Genomic DNA, 20240 nt, shown 5'->3' with positions numbered 1-20240 from the left:
CCATGGACCCAATAATCACGCTTGTTATTGAAGATGACGATCGGATCGGTGCCATCTTGTCAGAACTGGTGGCGGCGACACCCGGTTTCTCCCTGCTGGGGCGGGCCGGCACCCTGGCCCAGGCCGATGCCATGATGGCCGGTGTGGTGCCCCAACTGCTGCTGGTGGATGTCTCCCTGCCCGATGGCTCCGGCCTTGAGTGGGTGAGCCGCCTGCGCAGCCACAACCGCGAAGCCTACGTCATCATGGTGACTGCCTCGCGGGATGTGGAGACCATCCAGCAGGCCCTCAACCTGGGGGTTCATGACTACGTCATCAAACCATTGCGGCTGTTTCGCATCCAGCAGAGTCTGGACGAGATCCTGCAACTGCACAGCCGCCTCTGCGAGCGGGGTCGGCTGGAGCAGGAAGATCTCGACAAGTTGCTGGGCAAGGGGGGGCGCTCCCAGATTAAGGAGATGCGCGTCACTCCCAAGGGGATCGACAGCATCACCCTGCGTCAGGTGCTGGATCTGCTGGCGGGCGAGCCGGAGAACGTCTTCTCCACCGACACGGTGGCGCTGCGGCTCTCCCTCAGCCGCACCACGGCGCGCCGCTATCTGGAGTATCTGGAGTCGGAAGACCGGGTGGATGTGGATCTCAACTATGGTCAGCGGGGGCGGCCGGAGCGGCGCTACCGCTGGCGCCGGGCGGGGTGAAGTAGGTTCACCGTCGTTAGAGCACGATAGAAATGAACAAGGGAGCCAGCGGCTCCCTTGTTGTTTTTTGCATGTTGCCCGTCAGGCCGCATTGCGTTCCGGCAGTGGGACACGCTTTTTCAGCTGGGAGATCATCACGCCTCCCAGAATAAGCCCGCCACCCAGCAGGTGGTAGCCATGGATCGGTTCCCCCAGACCGACGACGGCGATCAGCGCCGTACAGAGCGGCATCAGGTTCATAAAGACCGAGGTGCGCTCTGCCCCCATGCAAGCGAGGCCGCGCATCCAGCAGTAAGCCGCCAGCAGGGAGGAGGCGAGCCCGGCGAAGAGCACCAGTCCCCACCCTTCTGCCGGCACCGCCATCGAGTCGGCACTGAGAGCGAGCGGCACCAGCAGCAGTACCGCCAGCAGGATCTGCATGTAGAGGTTTAGCCAGGGGCCAAACGGCAGGTGCCAGCGGCGGATCAAGAGGCCGTAAAGGGCGTAGCTGGCGGACCCCAGCAGTATCATGCCATCCCCCGGGTTGATGCCGTTATGGAGCAGGGCAAGCGGTTCGCCCTTGCCAAGCAGCCAGAGCACCCCGAACAGGGAGATACTCATGCCGAGCAGTGCCTGTTTGCCGGGACGCTGGCCGAAGAAGAGCGACCCTTGCAGCAGGGTGAGCAGTGGAATGAGGGAGCCGATCACCCCCATATTGGTGGCCGAAGTGCTGTGAGCAGCGTAGTAAGCGAGGCACTGGTAGAGCACCATACCGAGGGCCGCCAGCACCAGCAGCTTGCCGAGCCAGGGGCGAACCTCGCTACGGCGGCGCCACAGCTGCGGCAGGCAGAAGGGGGTCAGTGCCAGAGCGGCGATCACCCAGCGATAGAAGGAGATAGCCGCGGGGTCGAGCACGCTAGCGGCCGCCTTGGACACCACGGTATTGGTAGCCCAGATCAGTACCGCCATCAGCGGAAAGAGAAGAGGGGAAAAGATTCGCATCAGAGGCTCCTTATTAACAGGGGGCCAAGTCTACCCTTGTCTTAATAATATCAAGTAGCGTAAAACAGACAGATGACCCAGCGGAAAAGACAACTCTTTCTGATGCACCTTATTCCGGCCCACACGGGCTGCGTTTGCTCGCAACTGATGGCTGCTTTTGGCCTGTGCCGGAGACCGAGCCAACAGGGCGTTGCATCACGCCTGCTCCTCTCTCTCACTGACAAGGGGCGCTGATGGCCACTCACCACTTTCAGCCGGTAGATGCCGTTCTGCCCGCTCCCAATCCGCTCTATTTCAGTTACCAGCAGATGCTGGCCGACAGCGCGACCGTGCTGCACTCCCACCCCTGGGGCCAGCTCAACATGATCAGCCTGGGGATCATGGAGATAGAGCTGGGGGATCAGCGACTGGTGGCCCCTGCCGACTATCTTATCTGGGTGCCGGCGGATCTCGAGCACACCTCCTACAACGAGCAGACCCTCGACTACACCTCCATCTACGTCAGTCACGAGCTGGCGGCCAAGCTGCCGCCAGAGCCCAGATTGCTGCTGCTCACCCCGCTGATCCGCGCCCTGCTGAGCGATTTTTGCGAACGGCGGGTGAGCCATATGGCGGATGAGTGGGATCAGCGTCAGGCCGAGTTACTGGTGGAGCGACTGGCGCGCACCCGCTGTCAGGAGAGCTACCTGCCGATGAGTCAGGACAAGCTGCTGGCTCCCATGCTGGCGGCGTTACACCGCGATCCTGCCGATCCCCGAACTCTGGCCCAGTGGGCCGGACAACTGCATACCACAGAGCGCACCCTGGCGCGGCGCTGCCTGCGGGAGCTGGGGATGAGCTTCGGTCAGTGGCGGGCGCGGTTGCGGCTGCTCAAGGCGCTGGCCTGGCTCAAGGGGGACATGCCCATTCAGGAGATCAGCTGGCGGCTCGGTTACGGCTCCACCTCGGCCTTTATCGCCATGTTCAACCGGGAGCTGGGATGTTCACCCCAGCGTTATCGCCAGCAATCGGCAGAACGGGGGCTCTAATGGGAAAAAACGGGAGCGATGCAGTGTGAATGCCATGATAAGTAGCCTGTTTCTTGTCGTTACAGGGATTATCATAGAGCCCTGTTATCATGGGCCATCTGGCAGCAACGATCGGTTGTCTGCCCGAGTGAATAGCTGTGCCTTCATATTCAGGGGTTAGGGTAAGCATGATCGCGTCCGGTTCCCGTTTGGCCGAGTCACTATTCTGGTATCTGCTGGCGCTCACCGGTTGTGCCATCCTGCTGTTCGAGTTCGGGCCAGAGCGAGTTCTCGATATCAAGGAGTGGCCGCTCTCCATCACAGTGCAGCAGCCACGAGATGCTGGGCCGGGGGCGGTGCGCTATCAACCCTCGGCGGATGATCATCCCGGAGTGGTCTGTACGTTAACCGCCAATCCGGCCAGCTACCCAAGTTGCGGCCTTATCCTCACCCTGACCCCCCGTGACAAGGGGATTAATCTGACCCGTTTTGGCACACTTCATATCCGTTTGAGCGTAACCGGGGCTGGCGAGCAGGATTGGCGCTTGTATCTGCGCAACTACAATCCGGTCTATGACCGGGTTGATGAGCCTGAGCAATCCAAGTTCAACGAGATCATTTTTCGGCCGGCGGATTACGGCCGGGATCACGAGGTGCCACTGGATGTGTTTACCCCGGCGACCTGGTGGATCACCCGTTACAATGTGCCGTTGCAGCAGCAGGGGGCCAATCTGGATCGGGTTTATGCCATCGAGGTTATGGCTGGTTCAGATATGCCGCCCGGTAAGCATGGCGTGGTGATCGAAGCGCTGCAGTTTCACGGTAGCTGGCTCGATGCCACCCTCTTCTATCGGCTGATCCTGTTTGTCTGGTTTCTTTACGGTTGTACCGTTTTTCTGATCAACCACCTTTTGATGAAGCAGCGCTTGCAGCATGCCCATCAGGCCAAACTGGAGGCCGAGGCGCTCAACCGGACCTTGAGTGAAGAGAATCGCCGCTCCCGCGAGGAGGCCTGTTATGATGCCCTGACCGGCGCCCTCAACCGGCTCGGCGGTGAGCGACTGCTGCTCGAGATAGGTGAGCAGCCCTGCACTCTTGTCTATATCGATGTGGATCACTTCAAACAGATCAACGATAGCCATGGCCATCCGGTGGGAGACGAGGTGCTCAAACTGCTGGTCAGCGAGATCCTGCGCCACTGCGATCCCCTCTGCCATCTGGTGCGCTGGGGGGGAGAGGAGTTTGTGTTGGTCTGCCTTGATTACGATGAGTTGCGGGCGTGTATCCTGGCCGAGCGGCTGCGTACCCTGCTGGAGGCATCTCCCCATTGGCCGCTGGCCTTGCGGGTGACCGCTTCGTTCGGGGTGGCCGAGCGGGGGGGAGAGCCATGGGAATGCGTACTCAAACGTGCCGACGAGGCGCTCTATCAGGCCAAGACGCAGGGACGCAACCGGGTAGTGGCGCATTGAGGGCGGTAGCATGACATGTTAAAGACGAGAGCAAGATGACCAGACAATCTATTGGTGCCCTGACCCTGCTGGTGGCCGACTATGACGAGGCTATCGCCTTTTTCACCGAGGGGCTGGGGTTTGCGCTGCTGGAAGATACCCGGCTCGACGAACCGGGTAAACCGGGCAAACGCTGGGTGCGGGTTGCTCCCGCTGGCAGCTCGGGTTCCTCGTTGCTGCTGGCGCGGGCTGCGACCCCGGAGCAGCTGGCCGCCATTGGCAAACAGGGTGGCGGACGGGTATTTCTGTTCCTCGAGACCGATGACTTCTGGCGGGATTACCGGCGGATGCAGCAGTATGGTGTCCATTTTTGTGAACAGCCTCGACAGGAGTCCTACGGCACCGTGGTAGTGTTCGAGGATATCAGTGGCAACCGCTGGGACCTGCTGCAACGCGCTGCTGCCAACTGAATCTGAAAACGTTTATCATCCCGCCTGTCATAAAGTCATAAAAGTGTCACAGAAAATTCTAATAATTGGCGCACCCATCTTCACAGAGGAGAGAGAAGGGAATGGCTAAGCGAATTCTGGTGGTCGAGGACGAAGCACCGATCCGCGAAATGCTCTGTTTCGTGCTGGAGCAGAAGGGGTATGAGACGATTGAAGCGGAAGATTTCGCCGACGGACTGGCGAAGGTGCGTGAACCCTACCCGGAACTGATCGTGCTGGACTGGATGATGCCGGGCGGCAGTGGCATCCAGTTTATCAAACAGCTCAAGCAGGATGAGGTGACCCGCCAGATCCCGGTGGTGATGCTCACCGCCCGCGGTGAGGAGGAGGACAAGGTGCGTGGTCTGGAGGCCGGTGCCGACGACTATATCACCAAGCCGTTCTCGCCCAAGGAGCTCACCGCTCGCCTCCATGCGGTGATGCGTAGAGTCTCCCCTACCTCGGTAGACGAGGTGATCGAGGTGCAGGGGCTCAAGCTGGACCCCGTCTCCCACCGGGTCAGTGCCGAGGAGAAGGCGCTCGACATGGGGCCGACCGAATTCAAGCTGCTGCATTTCTTCATGACTCACCCCGAGCGGGTCTATAGCCGTGAGCAGTTGCTCAACAATGTCTGGGGTACCAATGTGTACGTCGAGGACAGAACCGTGGATGTGCATATTCGGCGCCTGCGCAAGGCGATTGAAGAGACAGGGCACGACAGATTGATCCAGACGGTGCGTGGAGCCGGATACCGCTTCTCAACCCGTCTCTAGAGGCAGTTATGTTGCAACCTTACGCCTGGCGGCGACAGTTGTGGCGAATGGCGTTTTTCTACGCCCCCTTCGCATTGGTTGGCTGGTTGATTGATCATCTTGCCCTCTGCCTGTTGGTGGCGGCAGTGTTGCATCTGGGCTGGCATTACCGTTTTCAGAAGCGGCTGTCTGATTGGCTGTGGCACGACCGCAGCCTGGTACCACCTAACGGCAGTGGCAGCTGGGAGCACATTTTCAACGGGATCTACAAATTGCAACAGCGTCACCGGGCTCGGCGGCGCGAGCTGGCGGGGCTGATCCGCCGCTTTCGGGAGGGGGCCGAGGCGCTGCCCGATGCGGCCGTGGTGTTTCGCGAAGATGGCAGCATCCTATGGTGCAACCGGCTGGCAGAGCAACTGCTCGGTTTCCGCTGGCCGGAAGATGCAGGTCAGCACATTGGTAACCTGATCCGCCATCCTGCCTTTGCCGCCTATCTGGGGAAGGGGAGCTATGATGAACCACTGGAGATGACTTCTCCGATCAACGAAGAGAAGTTTCTCGAGTTTCGCATTATGCCCTACGCCTCCGATCAGGCGATGCTGGTGGTACGCGATGTCACCCGCCTGCGCAGTCTGGAGAAGACCCGCAAGCACTTTGTCTCCAATGTCTCCCACGAGCTGCGCACTCCGCTCACCGTGCTCAAGGGCTATCTGGAGATGACTGAAGATCCGCCCCCGCCTGCCATGTGGGCCAAGGCGCACCGGGTGATGATGGAGCAGACCATCCGGATGGACAATCTGGTCAACCAGCTGCTCACCCTGTCGCGCATCGAGGCGGCCCCGACCGTGGATCTCTCCCATCTGGTGGACATGCCTGCCATGCTCGGACTGCTGGAGCAGGAGGCGCGGGCGCTCTCGGGCGAACGGGCCCACCAGATCGAATTCATGGTGCAGCCAGACCTGTTTGTGCGCGGGGATAAGGAGCAGCTGCGCAGCGCCGTCTCCAATCTGGTCTACAACGCCATCCACTACACACCGGCAGGGCGCAAGATCAGCGTGGAGTGGCGCAAGCAGGGGGCAATGGCGCTGTTTGCCGTGAGGGATGAGGGGGAGGGGATTGCCCCCGAGCATCTGGCGCGGCTGACCGAACGGTTCTATCGGGTCGACAAGGCCCGCTCCCGCCACACCGGTGGCTCCGGACTCGGCCTTGCCATCGTCAAGCATGCCCTCAGTCATCATGACTGTCAGCTCGAGATTGAAAGTCGTGTCGGCCTTGGCAGTCGCTTCAGCTTCCTGATACCGGCTCGTATGGTGGTGTTAAAATAGCTTTTATGACAATGGGTTAGTAAATTCGAGAGGGCCACAATGCGGGCCCTCTCTGCATTTGTGCAACTTTGTTGTCATGTCATTAAAGTGTCACATTTAATCCATAAATTTGTCACTGCCAGGTCAGATACTGGCGCCGTCTTAAGAACGGACCTTCTGTAACTTTGGAGAGATTGGATGAAACTCAACAAACTGGCTGGTGTAATCGGATTTACCGCAGCAACCCTGTTTTCTGCCAGCACCCTGGCCTATGGTGTCGACAAGGATCTGCCGGATTACACTCCGACCAGCGGTATCTCAGGCAACCTGTCCTCTGTCGGCTCTGATACTCTGGCCAACATGATGACCCTGTGGGCAGAAGAATTTAAGCGTGTCTACCCCAACGTCAATGTCCAGATCCAGGCTGCCGGCTCTTCTACCGCACCGACCGCCCTGACCGAAGGGGTTGCCCAGTTTGGTCCCATGAGCCGCGCCATGAAGGCCGGTGAAATCGAAGCGTTCGAGAAGCGTTATGGCTACAAGCCGACCGCTATCCGCGTTGCCGTCGATGCCCTGGCGGTATTCGTCAACAAGGACAACCCCATCAAGGGGCTGACCATGCAGCAGGTTGATGCCGTTTTCTCCAGCACACTCAAGTGCGGCGAAGCCAAGGCGGCTACCAAGTGGTCTGATCTGGGTCTGGATGGCAGCTGGTCCGGCAAGGATCTGCAACTGTTCGGTCGCAACTCGGTATCCGGCACCTACGGTTACTTCAAGGAGCACGCGCTCTGTAATGGTGACTTCAAGAGCGGTGTGAACGAGCAGCCGGGTTCCGCCTCCGTGGTGCAGTCTGTTTCCGCTTCCCTCAACAGTATCGGTTACTCCGGTATTGGTTACGTTACCTCCGGCGTTCGTGCCATTCCGCTCTCCAAGGATGGCAAGACCTTTGTCGATGCTACTGCCGATAATGCCATCACCGGCAAATATCCGCTGTCACGCTTCCTGTACGTTTACGTGAACAAGCATCCGAACAAGCCGCTCTCTCCGATGGAGCAGGAGTTCGTCAAGATGATGCTCTCCAAGGCGGGCCAGAACATCGTTGCCAAAGATGGCTACGTACCGGTACCGGCCAAGGTGGTGCAGGCGGATCTGAAAAAGCTGGGCATCATGTAACCGCTTGCTGCCAGCATCTACTGATAAAACGAGCCCCAATCGGGCTCGTTTTGTTTTTGGTGACTGTCAGTTCTGTTAATAGCGCTGGATGGATGTTTTTCCGCCAGCCGGGGGCAGGTTCCCTTGCGTAGCAGGGCTGCATTTCCGAGAATAGGGCAACGTTATGGCAAAGGATCCCTTCATGATTGCGTCCCTCTCCAAGTTTGGCCTGGTAGCCCTCTGTAGTTCCCTGCTGGTCGCCTGCGCCCAGTCGCCGACTGGCCGCAGCCAGATGCTGCTCTACTCCCCCCAGCAGATGAACCAGCTTGGTGCCGACTCCTTCGAGCATATGAAAAAGCAGGAGAAGGTGAGCAAGGATGCCAAACTCAACGCCTATGTCTCCTGTGTCGCCAAGGCGGTGACCGCCCAGGTGCCGGCCAGCTATGGCATCACCAATTGGGAAGTGGTGGTGTTTGACTCCAAGCAGGTCAACGCCTTCGCCCTGCCCGGCGGCAAGATCGGGGTCTACAGCGGCCTGCTCAAGGTGGCCAAGAATCAGGATCAGCTGGCGACCGTCATCGGTCACGAGTTGACTCACGTGCTGGCCCAGCACTCCAACGAGCGACTCTCACGCAGCCAGTTGGCGGGGATCGGTCTGGCGGCTGCGGACATTGCCATGGGCACCAGCGAGTATCGCGGCGCCACCATGGCCGCCCTTGGCCTCGGGGTCGAGGTCGGAGTGATGCTGCCCTACGGCCGCACTCAGGAGAGCGAAGCGGATCGGCTGGGGCTTGAGCTGATGGCGCGCGCCGGGTTCAATCCGGCCGAGGCAATCCCCCTGTGGCAAAACATGAGTGCCGCCGCCGGTGGCAACACCCCGCCGCAACTGCTCTCCACCCACCCGAGCAACGAGAACCGGATCGCCGAGTTGCAGGCGCAACAGACGCAAGTGTTGCCGCTCTATGAGCAGGCCCGCGCCAACGGTCTGGTGCCCCAATGCAAGGCATAAGCCTGCGCATGGCGCGCAGCGACGATGCTGCCGCCATGACGGTGATGCAGCGAGCCAGCTGGCTCGCTGCCTATGGCCAGGTGCTCGGAGCCGACCTGCTGGAACAGCTCGATGTCACCGCGCATCTGCAGATCTGGCAGAGCCGTCTGGCCGAGCCGGGCCCAAGGCCCATGCTGCTTTGTCTCGATGAGGTGGTGATTGGTCTGCTCTACTGGCAACCACAGCAGGAAGCGGGACAGAGCCATGCCCTGATCCGCGCTTTTTACCTCCATCCCGACCACTGGCGACAAGGCTATGGCAAACGGCTGTGGCAGGCGGTGGCGATGCAGATGCGCCGCGCCGGTTGCCATAGCGTCAAATTGTGGCTGCTCGATGGCAACCACATTGGCGAGGGATTCTACCTGCGCCGCGGCTTCGTTTTTGATGGCGAGGAGCGCACCCTGATAAGCCTCGGGCAGCCCTGCCTGCAGCGACAAATGAGCCGTTTGCTCTGATCACTCTCCCGTTTTTCGCCTTCGGTCACTTTATTTTTTTTGCGAATTAATACAATGTCCCCCTTGGAACAGAGTTGGATAAACACGGGCTGACAAGGGAGTGCTGGCATGTATTACGGCTTTGATATCGGTGGCACCAAGATCGCCTTCGCGGTCTATGACGGTGCATTGAACCTCTGCCACGAGGAGCGCATGAGCACCCCGGGCAACGATTACGAGGGGCTGCAGCAGCTGATCCGCTCCCGGGTCGAGCAGGCGGATGCCCGCTTCGGCGCTCGGGGCTCGGTCGGCATCGGTTTCCCCGGTGTCATCAACAGCCAGGATCACAGCATAGTGGCGGCCAATCTACCCTCCATCAATGGTCGCCATCTGGGTGCCGATCTGGCCGAGCTGCTGGAGCGGCCGGTCAAGGTGGATAACGACGCCAACTGCTTCCTCTGGTCCGAAGTGCATCAAGGGGCAGCCGACGGCGCAGGCAGTGCGCTTGGCGTCACCATTGGCACCGGCATCGGCGGCGCCGTCTATCTGGCGGGCAAGCTTATTCAGGGGCGCAACTGGCTGGCTGGCGAGATTGGTCACTACCCCCTGCCCGCGACCATGCTGATGAAGTTCCCCGAGTTGCCCCGTCCCCGTTGCGGCTGCGGCCGTCTGGTCTGTTTTGAAACCTATGCCTCCGGCACCGGTCTGGAGCGTCTCTATCATCATTTCCATGGCCAGCGCGCCACGGGTCACCAGATTGTGGGACGCTTCGAGGCCCATGAACCCCATGCGGTCGAGACGGTCGACTGCTGGCTGGAGGTCATGGCCGCCGGGCTTGCCACCGCCATTTCGGTGATTGATCCCGAAGTGGTGGTGTTGGGGGGCGGCCTGAGCGGCCTGCCCGCCCTCTATGAACAGCTGCCGCTGCGTCTGCCCGGTCACTTGCTGCCCGGGGTCGCCCTGCCCGAGATCCGCCAGGCTCGCTTCGGCGGTGCCGGTGGTGTGCGCGGCGCAGCCTTGCTCAATCTATGAGATCAGATGTGGGGTCTGATCTCCCCGAAAAAGGAGTCCTCATGACCCGTCTTGAAATCTGTATCGACAACCTGGAATCCCTGTTTACCGCCCAGCAATCCGGGGCGGATCGCATCGAGCTCTGCTCTGCGCTGGGGCTGGGCGGTCTGACCCCCTCCTACGGCTTTATGCAACTGGCTGCCCGCCACGCCACCGTGCCGGTGTACGCCATGATCCGCCCGCGCGCCGGGGATTTTTGCTTCAACGACGGCGAGTTCGAGATGATGCTGCAAGATATCGCGGCGGCACGCGCTGCGGGGCTGCAAGGGGTGGTGGTCGGTTTGCTGGATGAGGAGGGGCGGGTGCCAGCCGCCAAGCTCAAACAGCTGGTGGATGCTGCCGGCCCGTTGGGGGTCACCTTCCATCGCGCCATCGACCTCTCCTCCGACTGGCGTCTGGATCTGGAGACCATAGTCGCGGCCGGTTGCGAGCGTATTCTGAGCTCGGGCCACGCCGCAACCGCGCTGGCTGGGCTCGAGACCCTGCAGGAGATGCAGCAGGCGCTGGCGGGACGTGCCAGCCTGATGCCGGGCGCCGGGGTCAATGCCGACAATGTGCGTACCATCATCGAGTTCACCGGGGTGAGTGAAGTGCATATGTCCGGCATGGGCTGGCGCGGTGGCATGGTGCCGCACGGAGTGAATATGGGCACTTCGGATGATGGTCGGGTCAATATCACCGATGGTGCCAAGGTCGCTGCGGTCAGAGCATTGCTGGATCGCGGTTAAGCAGATCGCCGCCGTTGGGCGGCGTTCATCCGCATCTTGTGTGAAGTTCCTCCCACTGACGGGGAAATCAGGGGCGCCCCCGGCAGCACCCCGGCCAAAAGTCTGATATTATCCCGCCTCTTTACTACATGGATCTGGAGCAACATCTCAATGTCCCAATACGACTCTATCGAACAGAAGGCCAGCTATGGCATCGGCCGCAACATGGGTGATCAGCTGGCGCAGCAAGCCTTTGCCGGTCTGGATATCCCGGCCCTGCAACAAGGTCTGGCAGATGCCCTGAATGGTCTGGAGTTCGCGGTCAGCCGTGACGATATCAATGATGCCTTCCAGGTGATCACTGCGCGTATGCAAGAAGAGCAGGAAGCCGCCGCCAAGGCCGCCGCTGCTGACGGCGAAGCCTTCCTGGCTGATAACGCCAAGCGCGCTGAAGTGAAGGTGACCGACTCCGGTCTGCAGTACGAAGTGCTGGTAGAAGGCAACGGTGCCGTTCCGGTAGCCGGTCAGTCCGTGCGTGTGCACTACCACGGTACCTTCACCCACGGTGGCGTATTCGACAGCTCCGTCGCTCGCGGCCAGCCGGCTGAATTCCCGGTGACCGGCGTGATCGCTGGCTGGGTTGAAGCGCTGCAGCTGATGCCGGTTGGTTCCAAGTGGAAGCTCTACATCCCCCACGATCTGGCCTACGGTGCCCGTGGCGCGGGCTCCATCCCGCCTTACTCTGCACTGGTATTTGAAGTCGAGCTGCTGGACATCCTGTGATCCTGCTGGCTTGATGCAAACGGCGACCCTCGGGTCGCCGTTTGTTTTTGGGTTATGTGATAGACAGCATTTGTCGCGGGCAGCGGGCTGGAGAGCAGAAAAGGACGGCGTTTTTGCGCCATTGACTGGTTTTTTCAGAAACGGAAACAGGCATACTGCGACTCATTAGAGAGGATAAGGAGAACCCGATGAGCAATAAGATGAAGAATGTAGCGGGGCTTGCTCTGTTGCTGCTGAGCATTCCGGCCAGCGCCGATGCCATGCGCTGCAAGAACGCCCTGATCACAGAGGGAGACACCACCGCCGAGATGCTGCTCAAGTGCGGCGAGCCGATGTTGCGGGAAGATATTACCCGTAACGAGGAGAATCAGTACGGCAACGTGGTCGAGGTCAAATATGGTGAACGCTGGACCTATAACTTCGGCAAGAACGAATTCATGCGTTTTGTCACCGTGCGCAACGGCAAGGTAATCGACATCGAAAATGGCCCGCGCGGCGAGTAGCCGGCGGGCGAAAGGCATGGATGCACAACAGACAGCAGGGCAAGACCCTTTGACTCACATGTCCGGCAAGGGGTCGTTGTGACCAAGTTGTCTGACCGCCAGATTGATCTGGCGAGCCAGTCTTAGCCGCTGGCGGCAGGTCAGGCCATGGAGGCTGATCCTGCCCGCGTTGAATTCAAATGTCCCCAGCGACTCGATGGCAAAATAGCCTCGATGAAAGCTCTTGATGTAGCGAGCGATCTGCCGTGGGGATAACTGCTTGAATACCTTCATCACACGGTTCCCTGATTGCCTGGACAGGGCACACTATGGTGTCGGTCAATGACATTGATATGACGGTTTATAAAGATTTGCATGAATCCTTATTTTGCCAGTGAGTTCGGCAAATTGACGTCATCATCGAAAAAGTTGTGCCATGGCAAACCACCGCACCGATATACTGCGGGCTTGAATGGAACAAACGAAAGGGCCTGTGCGTGGAATGGGTTGATGTGGTGGACGGGAATAACCGGGTGATTGGCGTGGCCGAGCGAGCCAAGGTGCGGCGGGAGAATCTCTGCCATCGCGCCAGCTATATTCTGGTGCTCGACGACGCGGATCGGATCCTGGTGCAGCGACGCACCCTCAGCAAGGATTTCTGCCCCGGCATGCTGGATGCCTGCGCTGGTGGCGTGGTCACCACCGGTGAGGAGATGGAGCGCTCCGCTCGGCGCGAGTTGGCCGAAGAGCTGGGGATTATGGATGTTCCACTGCAGGGCTTTGGCAGCTTCTATGCCGAAGGGGAGGGCTACCGGGTCTGGGGCGGTCTCTTCAGCTGCCGTTATCAGGGGCCGCTGCAGTTGCAGGCCGAAGAGGTGAGCGCGGTGCACTGGATGAGCCTGGCCGAGATTGCCGAGCGTGCCAGCGAATTTACCCCCGACTCCCTGCTCGCCATCGCCACCTGGCAGGCGAGACGCTGACAAGCGCCGCACATTTTCTTCGCCAGAGAGAAGACGGGCAGCCTGATGGCTGCCCGTCTGCATTTGTGAATTTACTTGGCCTGCTACACCAGTTTTAGGCGCCGGTTGGAGCGACCGCACGGGCTTGGCGTCGTGAGCCAGTGCCCCTGCCAGTCGGTGACGAGGCGCAGCAATGGATACTCTAGGTCAAGCCTGGTCAGCACCAGCTGGCCGGTCTCGTCGCCGCTCACCGGCTCGCCGCTGGCGGGATCGATGATCTCGATGATGCAACTCTCGCTCACAATAAATCCCTCTCCTGGTCGGCTCTCGTAAGCCACCACCCCCACATCTTGCCACACCAGACAGTTGAGGGCCGCAATGCCGTGAATGGCGCGCAGCGGCGCGGTTTCCGGGTGAGTGGCTTCACACAGCAGGGCGCGGCGCAGCGAGTCGCTCGGGATCTCCGCCGCTTCGGCCGCTTCCAGCAGATCGAGCAGGGTCACCAGCGGGCCGACGTAGCCGGTGGGTTGATAGCGCAGCAGCGCCTCCAGTTGGCGCTGGGTATCGTGGGGGCCGCAGGGTGCCACGGGAGCCCCGAGCTGGCGGGCTCCGTTATCGAAGATAAAGGCGGTGGGGCCGGCATGATAGTCGTGGCCATTGAGTATTACCTCACCTGGCTTGAAGCCGGCGGCAAACAGTGCTCGAGCGGCCCCCCACCAGTCTGCTCCCGCATACTCGGGGATGGCCAGCTGGCCCGGACAGGAGAAGACCCGCAGCGCCTGACTGGCGGGGCGGCCGGTGAGTCCGGCGAACGGAGGGTGAGCCTGCTGGGCGGCAAACAGCTCTTTGCTGTCGAGCAGTGGCAGGGTGGCCAGCTCTGCCAGATCCTCGAGGCGGCACTGGCGATAGACGCTGGAGTAACCGGCGCAATATTGACTGACATGGGTAAGCTGATGATTGAGCTGCTCCAGCTGCTGTTGTTCGCGCAAGGCGGGGGGGCGAATTTCCAGTCCATCGTAATAGTGCTGCATGAGGCCTCCTTGGTCGGCTGATCCTGCTCAAGGTTAGTTCAAATGATCCAGGCAAAGGGAGGTCTGTGTCACAGCTCGGCAGTGGGGTAGACTGGGGCCTCCTCCCTCCACTTAAGGACGAGCACAATGATTGCGATGGGTCAGACCCTGCCTTCGGGCGAATTTACCTTTATCACCGCCGAGGGCAAGCAGCTGCGGGATAGCCAGACGCTGTTCGCCGGTAAAAAAGTAGTGCTGTTTGCGGTACCCGGTGCTTTTACTCCCACCTGCTCCAATGCCCACCTGCCCGGTTATGTGGTGCTGGCCGATCAGTTTATGGCCAAAGGGGTGGATGCCATCTGCTGTCTGTCGGTCAACGATGCTTTCGTGATGCGGGCCTGGCAGACGGCCCAGAATGCCGAGGCGATCACCATGCTGGCGGATGGCGACGGCAGCTGGACCCGGGCGCTGGGTCTGGCCAAGGATACCGGCGCCTTTGGAGGTATCCGCGCCCAGCGCTTTGCGTTGATCGCCAACGATGGCGTGGTCGAGCAGCTGTTTGTGGAGGCGCCTGGCAAGTTTGAGGTCTCCGATGCCGCGAGTCTGCTGGCTGTGCTGTGAAATGTTAATCGCAGTTTGATTTCCCCTTGAAATGGGAGGCTGGCTCGTTACACTGGCGCCACTTTTGAATCGGGTCAGGAGCTTGTCCTGACTCTGTTGCTTACTGGCGATGGGATGGAGATGTTATGACCCTGGCTGTTGTTGCCCTGATTGCCGGACTGGCGCTGCTGGTCTGGAGTGCTGACAAGTTTGTGGATGGTGCTGCGGCGACCGCCCGTTATGCGGGGATGCCGCCGCTGCTGATCGGCATGGTGATCATCGGTTTTGGTACCTCGGCCCCGGAGATGGTGGTCTCGGCGCTGGCGGCGTCCCAGGGCAATCCCGGGTTGGCGCTTGGTAATGCCTATGGCTCCAACATCACCAATATCGCGCTGATCCTGGGTCTGACGGCACTGATCAGCCCTATCGCGGTGGCCTCTCAGGTAGTGCGCAAGGAGATCCCGATCCTGCTCGGTATTACCCTGCTCTCAGGTGCCCTGCTGATTGATGGTCATCTGGGCCGGATGGATGCGGTCATTCTGGGGGCCGTCTTCGTTGCCCTGATGGGCTGGTCCATCTGGGCTGGCATGAATGGCAAGGGAGATGCGCTGGATACCGAGACCGCCGAGGATATCGAGAGCGAGGGGATGTCCCTCAAGAGCGCCGTTTTCTGGTTGGTGGTCGGGCTGGTGCTGCTGATCGGCGCTTCCCGCCTGTTGGTCTGGGGGGCGGTGACCATCGCTCAGGCGCTTGGTATCAGCGATTTGGTGATTGGTCTCACCATAGTCGCGGTGGGAACCTCCCTGCCGGAGCTGGCCTCGTCCCTCATCGCCATTCGCAAGAACGAGCATGACCTGGCCCTTGGCAACGTGCTCGGCTCCAACCTGTTCAACACCCTGGCGGTGGTGGGGATTGCGGCGGGCATCCACCCGCTCGATGTGGCGCCGGAGGTGCTCACCCGTGACTGGAGCATCATGATGGGGCTGACCCTGCTGCTGCTGGTGATGTGTCTGGGCCGCAAGGGGCAGGGCCGTATCAACCGGTTGGAGGGGGGCGTGCTGCTGACTTGCTTCGTCGCCTACACCGGCTGGCTGCTGACCAGTCAGTTTATCTGATAGGTGTTGGTGAAATGAGAGAGGGGGAAGCTCAAGCTTCCCCCTCTTGTTTTTGCCCAGTGAACCTGTTGGCGAGCGAGCGGTGTGCTCAGGCTACTGCCACCAGCTTCTGCCCCTTCTGGCTGCTGTCCAGAATGAGGATGCTGGCCTTGGGGAAGAAGTTGAAGGTGGAGGCGGAGGCCCAGGTGTAGGCGCCCATCACCTTGCCAACCACCAACTCGCCGATAGCCAGATCCGGCAGCATGATGCCATCGCGGATCACATCCACGCTGTCGCAGGTGGGGCCGGAGAGCACCGAGTTGTGCTGCTCGCCGCTGGCATAAGGCGTGCTCACCGGATAGGTGACGTGGTCATAGAGCTGGCCGTTGTAGCTGCCGTAGAGGCCGTCATCCAGGTAGTACCAGATCTTGTCGCCGCGGTGGGCCTTGCCCATCACGCTGGATACCGAAGTCATGGCCGGCGCGCTGATAAAGCGGCCCGGTTCGGCAATCTTCTGCACGGTAGCGGGCAACTTAGCCAGCGCGTCGCGGATCGGCGCGCAGAAGCCGTCGATATCGAACTCGCCCCCCTCATAATCCACCGGGAAACCGCCGCCGATATCCAGCACCCAGGGCTTGAGCCCGAGCGCCCAGGCCTGCTCCATGATCTCGCGGCAGGCGTCGATGGCCTGCACATGGCGACGGGCATGAGGCACTTGCGAGCCGACGTGGAACGACAGCCCCATCACCTTGATCCCCTTGGCGTGGGCCAGTTGCAGCAGCGGCAGCGCCTGCTCCGGAGTGCAGCCGAACTTTTTGGAGAGATCGACCTTGGTCTCGGGGTTGGGGAAGCTGACCCGCAGCAGCAGTTTCACTTCGTCCTTGTAGGGAATGAACTTTTCCAGCTCCAGCGGGTTGTCGTAGACAAACACTGTGCAGCCAAACTCCAGCGCATAACGGATATCGCTGTCGCGCTTGATGGGATGGGTATGAATGCAACGTCCCGGGCGAACCCCCTGACTGCGCACCAGATCCACTTCGCCATTGGTGGCCAGATCGAAACAGGCACCCTCTTCCTTCAAGACAGAGACCACCGCCTCATGGGGCAGGGGTTTGAGTGCATAGTGCAATCGTACATCGGGCAGGGCGGCGGCCAGGGCCCGATACTGTTTGCGGACGGCTGCCTTGTCGAGCAGCAGCAGGGGGGAGCCGAATTGTTCAACCAGCTGACGGTAATCTTGTGCTACCAGGGTCTCGTTCATTCTCTTTTGGTCATCCTTAGGGGGCGTGATATGCCCAAGCCATATGCGATTGAACCGGCGACGGCCGGGTCAGGCGAGCGGTCCGGTGGGACCAACCGAACACAGTGCATAAATTGATGGCAAAGTGCTTGGTTATGCAGCGGATTATCGGCTTATTGATTCTGTGCGCAAGCATTTTGATTGGATATGTCGGCAAGATTTTCTTGGCGAAACGAGAGGGATCACTGTTCTCTATCCGCCATTTTTCCCGTTTGGGCCACATTTGATCCGTGAAAGCCTAACTTGTTGATAGTTAACTAACATTTAACATTCTTGCTGCGATTCTGGTGGTCACTAAAAAAATATAAATGGGGGCGGCCAAGTGCGAGACAGCTCACATTTTTTGGATTAACATGCCGACTTCCTAATCCAAACTAGTTCGGATGAAGGTAGCAGGAGAGCGATGGGCAACCATCCACCGAAGAAGTGAATCTTTCAGGTACCGGGCAACCGGTGTGGACTGCTACTGGACGATACTCTGGAGAGACCCGTTAAATCGGGCGCCGAAGGAGCAAGGCACCACGACTACCCGCAAGGGCAGGCAGGCGCCGGAAACTCTCAGGCAAAAGGACAGAGGGGATGGGATGGTTGTACCTGGGCTTGGCCCGCATCCGATCGCCTCTGGCCGATCGCGACACCTATGGGAAGATCATCCTTCTCCTCCTTAATTTCTGTTTCTTAAGGAGGATGCATGTCATCAATTCAATCGGCGTTAACCGCCATCGATAGCTTTATCTGGGGGCCGCCCCTGCTGATCCTGCTGGTCGGGACCGGTATCTATCTCACCCTGCGTCTGGGTCTGCTTCAGGTCGTGCGCTTGCCGCTCGCTCTGCGGCTGGTCTTTGGCCGCGATCAGGGGCATGGCAAGCAGGGGGATGTCTCCAGCTTCGGCGCCCTCTGTACCGCCCTCTCTGCCACCATCGGTACCGGCAACATCGTCGGAGTGGCTACCGCCATCAAGCTCGGCGGCCCCGGTGCCCTGTTCTGGATGTGGATGGCGGCGCTGTTCGGCATGGCCACCAAGTACGCCGAGTGTCTGCTGGCGGTCAAATACCGCGAGCAGGATGCCAACGGCCAGATGGCGGGCGGTCCCATGTACTATCTGGAGAAGGGGCTCGGTTCCAAGCCACTCGCCAAGCTGTTTGCCCTGTTCGGTATCGGCGTGGCCTTCTTCGGCATCGGTACCTTCCCTCAGGTCAATGCCATCTCCGACGCCATGAGTCTCTCCTTCTCGGTGCCCCGTGAAGCGACCGCCGTGGTGCTGACCCTGATCGTGGCGCTGGTGACCCTGGGGGGGATCAAGTCCATCTCCAGCGTGTCGAGCAAGGTGGTGCCCTTCATGGCCATCTTCTACATCGTCGCCTGTCTGGGCGTGCTGGTGAACAACGCTAGCGCCATGCCCGATGCCGTCATGCTGGTGATCGAGAGTGCCTTCACCGGCCATGCGGCGACCGGCGGCTTCGTCGGTGCCAGCATCATGCTGGCCATTCAGTCCGGGGTGGCGCGCGGGGTCTTCTCCAACGAATCGGGACTGGGCTCTGCGCCCATCGCGGCGGCGGCAGCCAAGACCGATTCGTGCGTGGAGCAGGGGTTGGTCTCTATGACAGGTACCTTCATCGACACCATCATCATCTGCACCATGACCGGCCTGACCCTGGTGGTGACCGGCGTGTGGAGCGGCGACGCAAGCGGTGCGGCCATGACCAGTCTGGCCTTTGCCCAGGGGCTCGATGCCCATGTCGGCCAGTATCTGGTGAGCATTGGCCTCCTGTTCTTCGCCTTTACCACCATCCTTGGCTGGAACTACTACGGCGAGCGCTGCACCGAGTACCTGTTTGGGGTGAAGGCAATCAAGCCCTATCGTCTGGTCTATCTGGCGCTGGTGGCGAGCGGTGCCTTCCTCCATCTGGACATGATTTGGCTGCTGGCCGATATCGTTAATGGCCTGATGGCGGTGCCCAACCTCATCGGCCTGATTGGCCTGCGCCATGTGGTGATCGCCGAGACCCGCGCCTACTTTAGCCGGGATCTGGATAGTGAAGCCGAGCCGGAGCCGCAGACGGCTTGAGCGCCTCAGCTCGTTTCACGCTTCCCTTGAAAAGAACAAGCCACGACTTCGGTCGTGGCTTTTTTGTGCGCTGTGTCTAAGGATAGGTACTTTCCCTCTCCCTTCGGAATAAGGTCAGGATGGGGGGGATAGCCCCTCGCTCAGCAGGCTATCCAGACGTGCTCGCACTTTCTCTACCAGTGCCTGATCGCTACCGTGCCAATCGATGCTGCTTGCCAGCGTGGTGGAGGTTCCCGCCATAAAACGCAGTTCGCCGCCCGCCAGCTCGTAGAAGCGGCTCGCCATCCTGGTTCCCTCATCCACATCACCCGCCACCAGCAGCATGGCTTGTGCCAGCACGGCGCCCTGGTGATCCTGCCCCGGCGCCAGCCAGCGCTGGGCAGTACCGGTGATCTTGCGTCCCCCGATCACCAGATTGTACTGACCATCGCAAAAGGATCCGGGCACGAAGTCATAGCTTCCCTCAAGGCCGTACTCCGCCAACAGGGTCAGCAGCGGCGCCCCCAGCAGCCGGTAGTAGTGGGCGAGATCTGTGGTGGTGCGGGGCAGCAGCAGGGATAGGTTGAGGATCCCCGCCCCGTGGGGCACGGCGGTACCGCCACTGTCGCGCACATGCACCGGCCAGCCTTCGTCTGCCAGCTGTTTGCAGGCGGCTTCGTAATGGGGGAGGCGGGTATCCTTGCGAGTGACAATCAGGCATTGGGGCGCCTGCCAGAGGTGAGCGCGGGGCTGGCCGTCATGGGCACAGTCGCGCAGCCAGCGCTGCTCTTGCGCCAGTATTTGTGCGGGTGAAGCGGTATCGGGGAGGGGAGAGAGCAGGCGATAGGGCATGGCGGCATCCTCAAAAAAGGCTG

22 protein-coding genes and 1 riboswitch are annotated in these 20240 nt (G+C 60.4%); of the genes, 17 read left to right on the top strand and 5 right to left on the bottom strand.

From position 1 onward, the window contains the following. Window positions 1-2: 2 nt before the first annotated feature. A complete protein-coding gene (locus ACTG2G_RS05310; RefSeq protein WP_005338420.1) occupies window positions 3-698 on the top strand; it encodes a response regulator in 696 nt (231 codons plus the stop codon). Window positions 699-779: 81 nt separating this feature from the next. Here ACTG2G_RS05310 and ACTG2G_RS05305 read toward each other — a convergent pair whose 3' ends face one another. Then, window positions 780-1679 (bottom strand): DMT family transporter, encoded by a 900-nt coding sequence (locus ACTG2G_RS05305; protein ID WP_266134089.1) that lies wholly within the window; start codon window positions 1677-1679, stop codon window positions 780-782. Between the two features lie 233 nt (window positions 1680-1912). Between ACTG2G_RS05305 and ACTG2G_RS05300 the strand changes: the two genes are divergently transcribed. The 12 genes from ACTG2G_RS05300 to ACTG2G_RS05245 all read left to right on the top strand — a co-directional run bounded on the left by ACTG2G_RS05300 (window position 1913) and on the right by ACTG2G_RS05245 (window position 12376). Next, entirely contained in the window at window positions 1913-2707 is a 795-nt protein-coding gene (locus ACTG2G_RS05300) for an AraC family transcriptional regulator (RefSeq protein WP_429204565.1), read from the top strand. A 167-nt stretch (window positions 2708-2874) separates the two neighbouring features. Next, on the top strand, window positions 2875-4155 hold the full coding sequence (locus tag ACTG2G_RS05295; protein WP_266134087.1) for a GGDEF domain-containing protein: 1281 nt from the start codon (window positions 2875-2877) through the stop codon (window positions 4153-4155). Between the two features lie 35 nt (window positions 4156-4190). Next, on the top strand, window positions 4191-4604 hold the full coding sequence (locus ACTG2G_RS05290; RefSeq protein WP_167572379.1) for a VOC family protein: 414 nt from the start codon (window positions 4191-4193) through the stop codon (window positions 4602-4604). 101 nt (window positions 4605-4705) lie between these two features. Beyond that, window positions 4706-5395 carry a phosphate regulon transcriptional regulator PhoB gene (gene phoB / locus ACTG2G_RS05285; RefSeq protein WP_026457670.1) on the top strand — a complete coding sequence of 230 codons (690 nt, stop codon included), beginning with the start codon at window positions 4706-4708 and terminating at the stop codon, window positions 5393-5395. A gap of 8 nt (window positions 5396-5403) precedes the next feature. After that, window positions 5404-6699 (top strand): phosphate regulon sensor histidine kinase PhoR, encoded by a 1296-nt coding sequence (gene phoR / locus ACTG2G_RS05280; RefSeq protein WP_216951836.1) that lies wholly within the window; start codon window positions 5404-5406, stop codon window positions 6697-6699. A 177-nt stretch (window positions 6700-6876) separates the two neighbouring features. Then, complete coding sequence (locus ACTG2G_RS05275) at window positions 6877-7851, top strand: PstS family phosphate ABC transporter substrate-binding protein (protein WP_216951835.1); 975 nt, start codon at window positions 6877-6879, stop codon at window positions 7849-7851. A gap of 181 nt (window positions 7852-8032) precedes the next feature. After that, window positions 8033-8839: a M48 family metallopeptidase gene (locus ACTG2G_RS05270; RefSeq protein ID WP_421387471.1), complete on the top strand. Its 807-nt coding sequence runs from the start codon at window positions 8033-8035 to the stop codon at window positions 8837-8839. Continuing rightward, window positions 8827-9333 (top strand): GNAT family N-acetyltransferase, encoded by a 507-nt coding sequence (locus tag ACTG2G_RS05265; RefSeq protein WP_005338408.1) that lies wholly within the window; start codon window positions 8827-8829, stop codon window positions 9331-9333. Before ACTG2G_RS05270 ends, ACTG2G_RS05265 begins: the two co-directional genes overlap by 13 nt. A 108-nt stretch (window positions 9334-9441) precedes the next feature. Beyond that, window positions 9442-10344 (top strand): ROK family protein, encoded by a 903-nt coding sequence (locus ACTG2G_RS05260; protein ID WP_421236333.1) that lies wholly within the window; start codon window positions 9442-9444, stop codon window positions 10342-10344. A 41-nt stretch (window positions 10345-10385) separates the two neighbouring features. Next, complete coding sequence (locus ACTG2G_RS05255; RefSeq protein ID WP_439985247.1) at window positions 10386-11111, top strand: copper homeostasis protein CutC; 726 nt, start codon at window positions 10386-10388, stop codon at window positions 11109-11111. 150 nt (window positions 11112-11261) lie between these two features. Then, on the top strand, window positions 11262-11873 hold the full coding sequence (locus tag ACTG2G_RS05250) for an FKBP-type peptidyl-prolyl cis-trans isomerase (protein WP_005338405.1): 612 nt from the start codon (window positions 11262-11264) through the stop codon (window positions 11871-11873). 188 nt (window positions 11874-12061) lie between these two features. Then, the gene (locus tag ACTG2G_RS05245) at window positions 12062-12376 is read left to right on the top strand and encodes a DUF2845 domain-containing protein (RefSeq protein ID WP_439985246.1); all 315 of its coding nucleotides are present in this window, start codon (window positions 12062-12064) and stop codon (window positions 12374-12376) included. A 54-nt stretch (window positions 12377-12430) separates the two neighbouring features. On the opposite strand, the gene ACTG2G_RS05240 is transcribed toward ACTG2G_RS05245, so the two are convergent. Continuing rightward, window positions 12431-12649, bottom strand: coding sequence for a DUF1107 family protein (locus ACTG2G_RS05240; protein WP_421172537.1), 219 nt, complete (start codon window positions 12647-12649; stop codon window positions 12431-12433). 203 nt (window positions 12650-12852) lie between these two features. Between ACTG2G_RS05240 and yfcD the strand changes: the two genes are divergently transcribed. After that, on the top strand, window positions 12853-13335 hold the full coding sequence (gene yfcD, locus ACTG2G_RS05235; protein ID WP_021229132.1) for an NUDIX hydrolase YfcD: 483 nt from the start codon (window positions 12853-12855) through the stop codon (window positions 13333-13335). Between the two features lie 83 nt (window positions 13336-13418). Here yfcD and ACTG2G_RS05230 read toward each other — a convergent pair whose 3' ends face one another. Next, window positions 13419-14345 carry a phenylacetate--CoA ligase family protein gene (locus ACTG2G_RS05230; protein ID WP_421172538.1) on the bottom strand — a complete coding sequence of 309 codons (927 nt, stop codon included), beginning with the start codon at window positions 14343-14345 and terminating at the stop codon, window positions 13419-13421. Between the two features lie 126 nt (window positions 14346-14471). Here ACTG2G_RS05230 and ACTG2G_RS05225 point away from each other — a divergent pair, with 126 nt between their 5' ends. Both ACTG2G_RS05225 and ACTG2G_RS05220 read left to right on the top strand, forming a co-directional pair. Further along, complete coding sequence (locus ACTG2G_RS05225) at window positions 14472-14945, top strand: peroxiredoxin (protein WP_100646526.1); 474 nt, start codon at window positions 14472-14474, stop codon at window positions 14943-14945. A gap of 125 nt (window positions 14946-15070) precedes the next feature. Continuing rightward, window positions 15071-16039 carry a calcium/sodium antiporter gene (locus ACTG2G_RS05220; RefSeq protein ID WP_439985245.1) on the top strand — a complete coding sequence of 323 codons (969 nt, stop codon included), beginning with the start codon at window positions 15071-15073 and terminating at the stop codon, window positions 16037-16039. Between the two features lie 88 nt (window positions 16040-16127). On the opposite strand, the gene ACTG2G_RS05215 is transcribed toward ACTG2G_RS05220, so the two are convergent. Further along, window positions 16128-17279, bottom strand: coding sequence for a type III PLP-dependent enzyme (locus ACTG2G_RS05215; RefSeq protein ID WP_421269684.1), 1152 nt, complete (start codon window positions 17277-17279; stop codon window positions 16128-16130). Window positions 17280-17786: 507 nt separating this feature from the next. Further along, a riboswitch (glycine riboswitch) is annotated at window positions 17787-17902 on the top strand. 107 nt (window positions 17903-18009) lie between these two features. On the opposite strand from ACTG2G_RS05215, the gene ACTG2G_RS05210 reads away from it, so the two are divergent. Next, a complete protein-coding gene (locus ACTG2G_RS05210; RefSeq protein WP_421387477.1) occupies window positions 18010-19386 on the top strand; it encodes an alanine/glycine:cation symporter family protein in 1377 nt (458 codons plus the stop codon). Between the two features lie 114 nt (window positions 19387-19500). On the opposite strand, the gene ACTG2G_RS05205 is transcribed toward ACTG2G_RS05210, so the two are convergent. Further along, window positions 19501-20217 carry a lipoyl protein ligase domain-containing protein gene (locus ACTG2G_RS05205; protein WP_439985244.1) on the bottom strand — a complete coding sequence of 239 codons (717 nt, stop codon included), beginning with the start codon at window positions 20215-20217 and terminating at the stop codon, window positions 19501-19503. Between the last annotated feature and the right edge of the window lie 23 nt (window positions 20218-20240).

The organism is Aeromonas sp. 55A (assembly GCF_051919665.1).
GTDB classification, from domain to species: Bacteria; Pseudomonadota; Gammaproteobacteria; order Enterobacterales; family Aeromonadaceae; genus Aeromonas; species Aeromonas veronii.
Note: the sequence above shows the minus strand (reverse complement) of the source record. Positions and strands in the feature narration are given on the sequence as shown.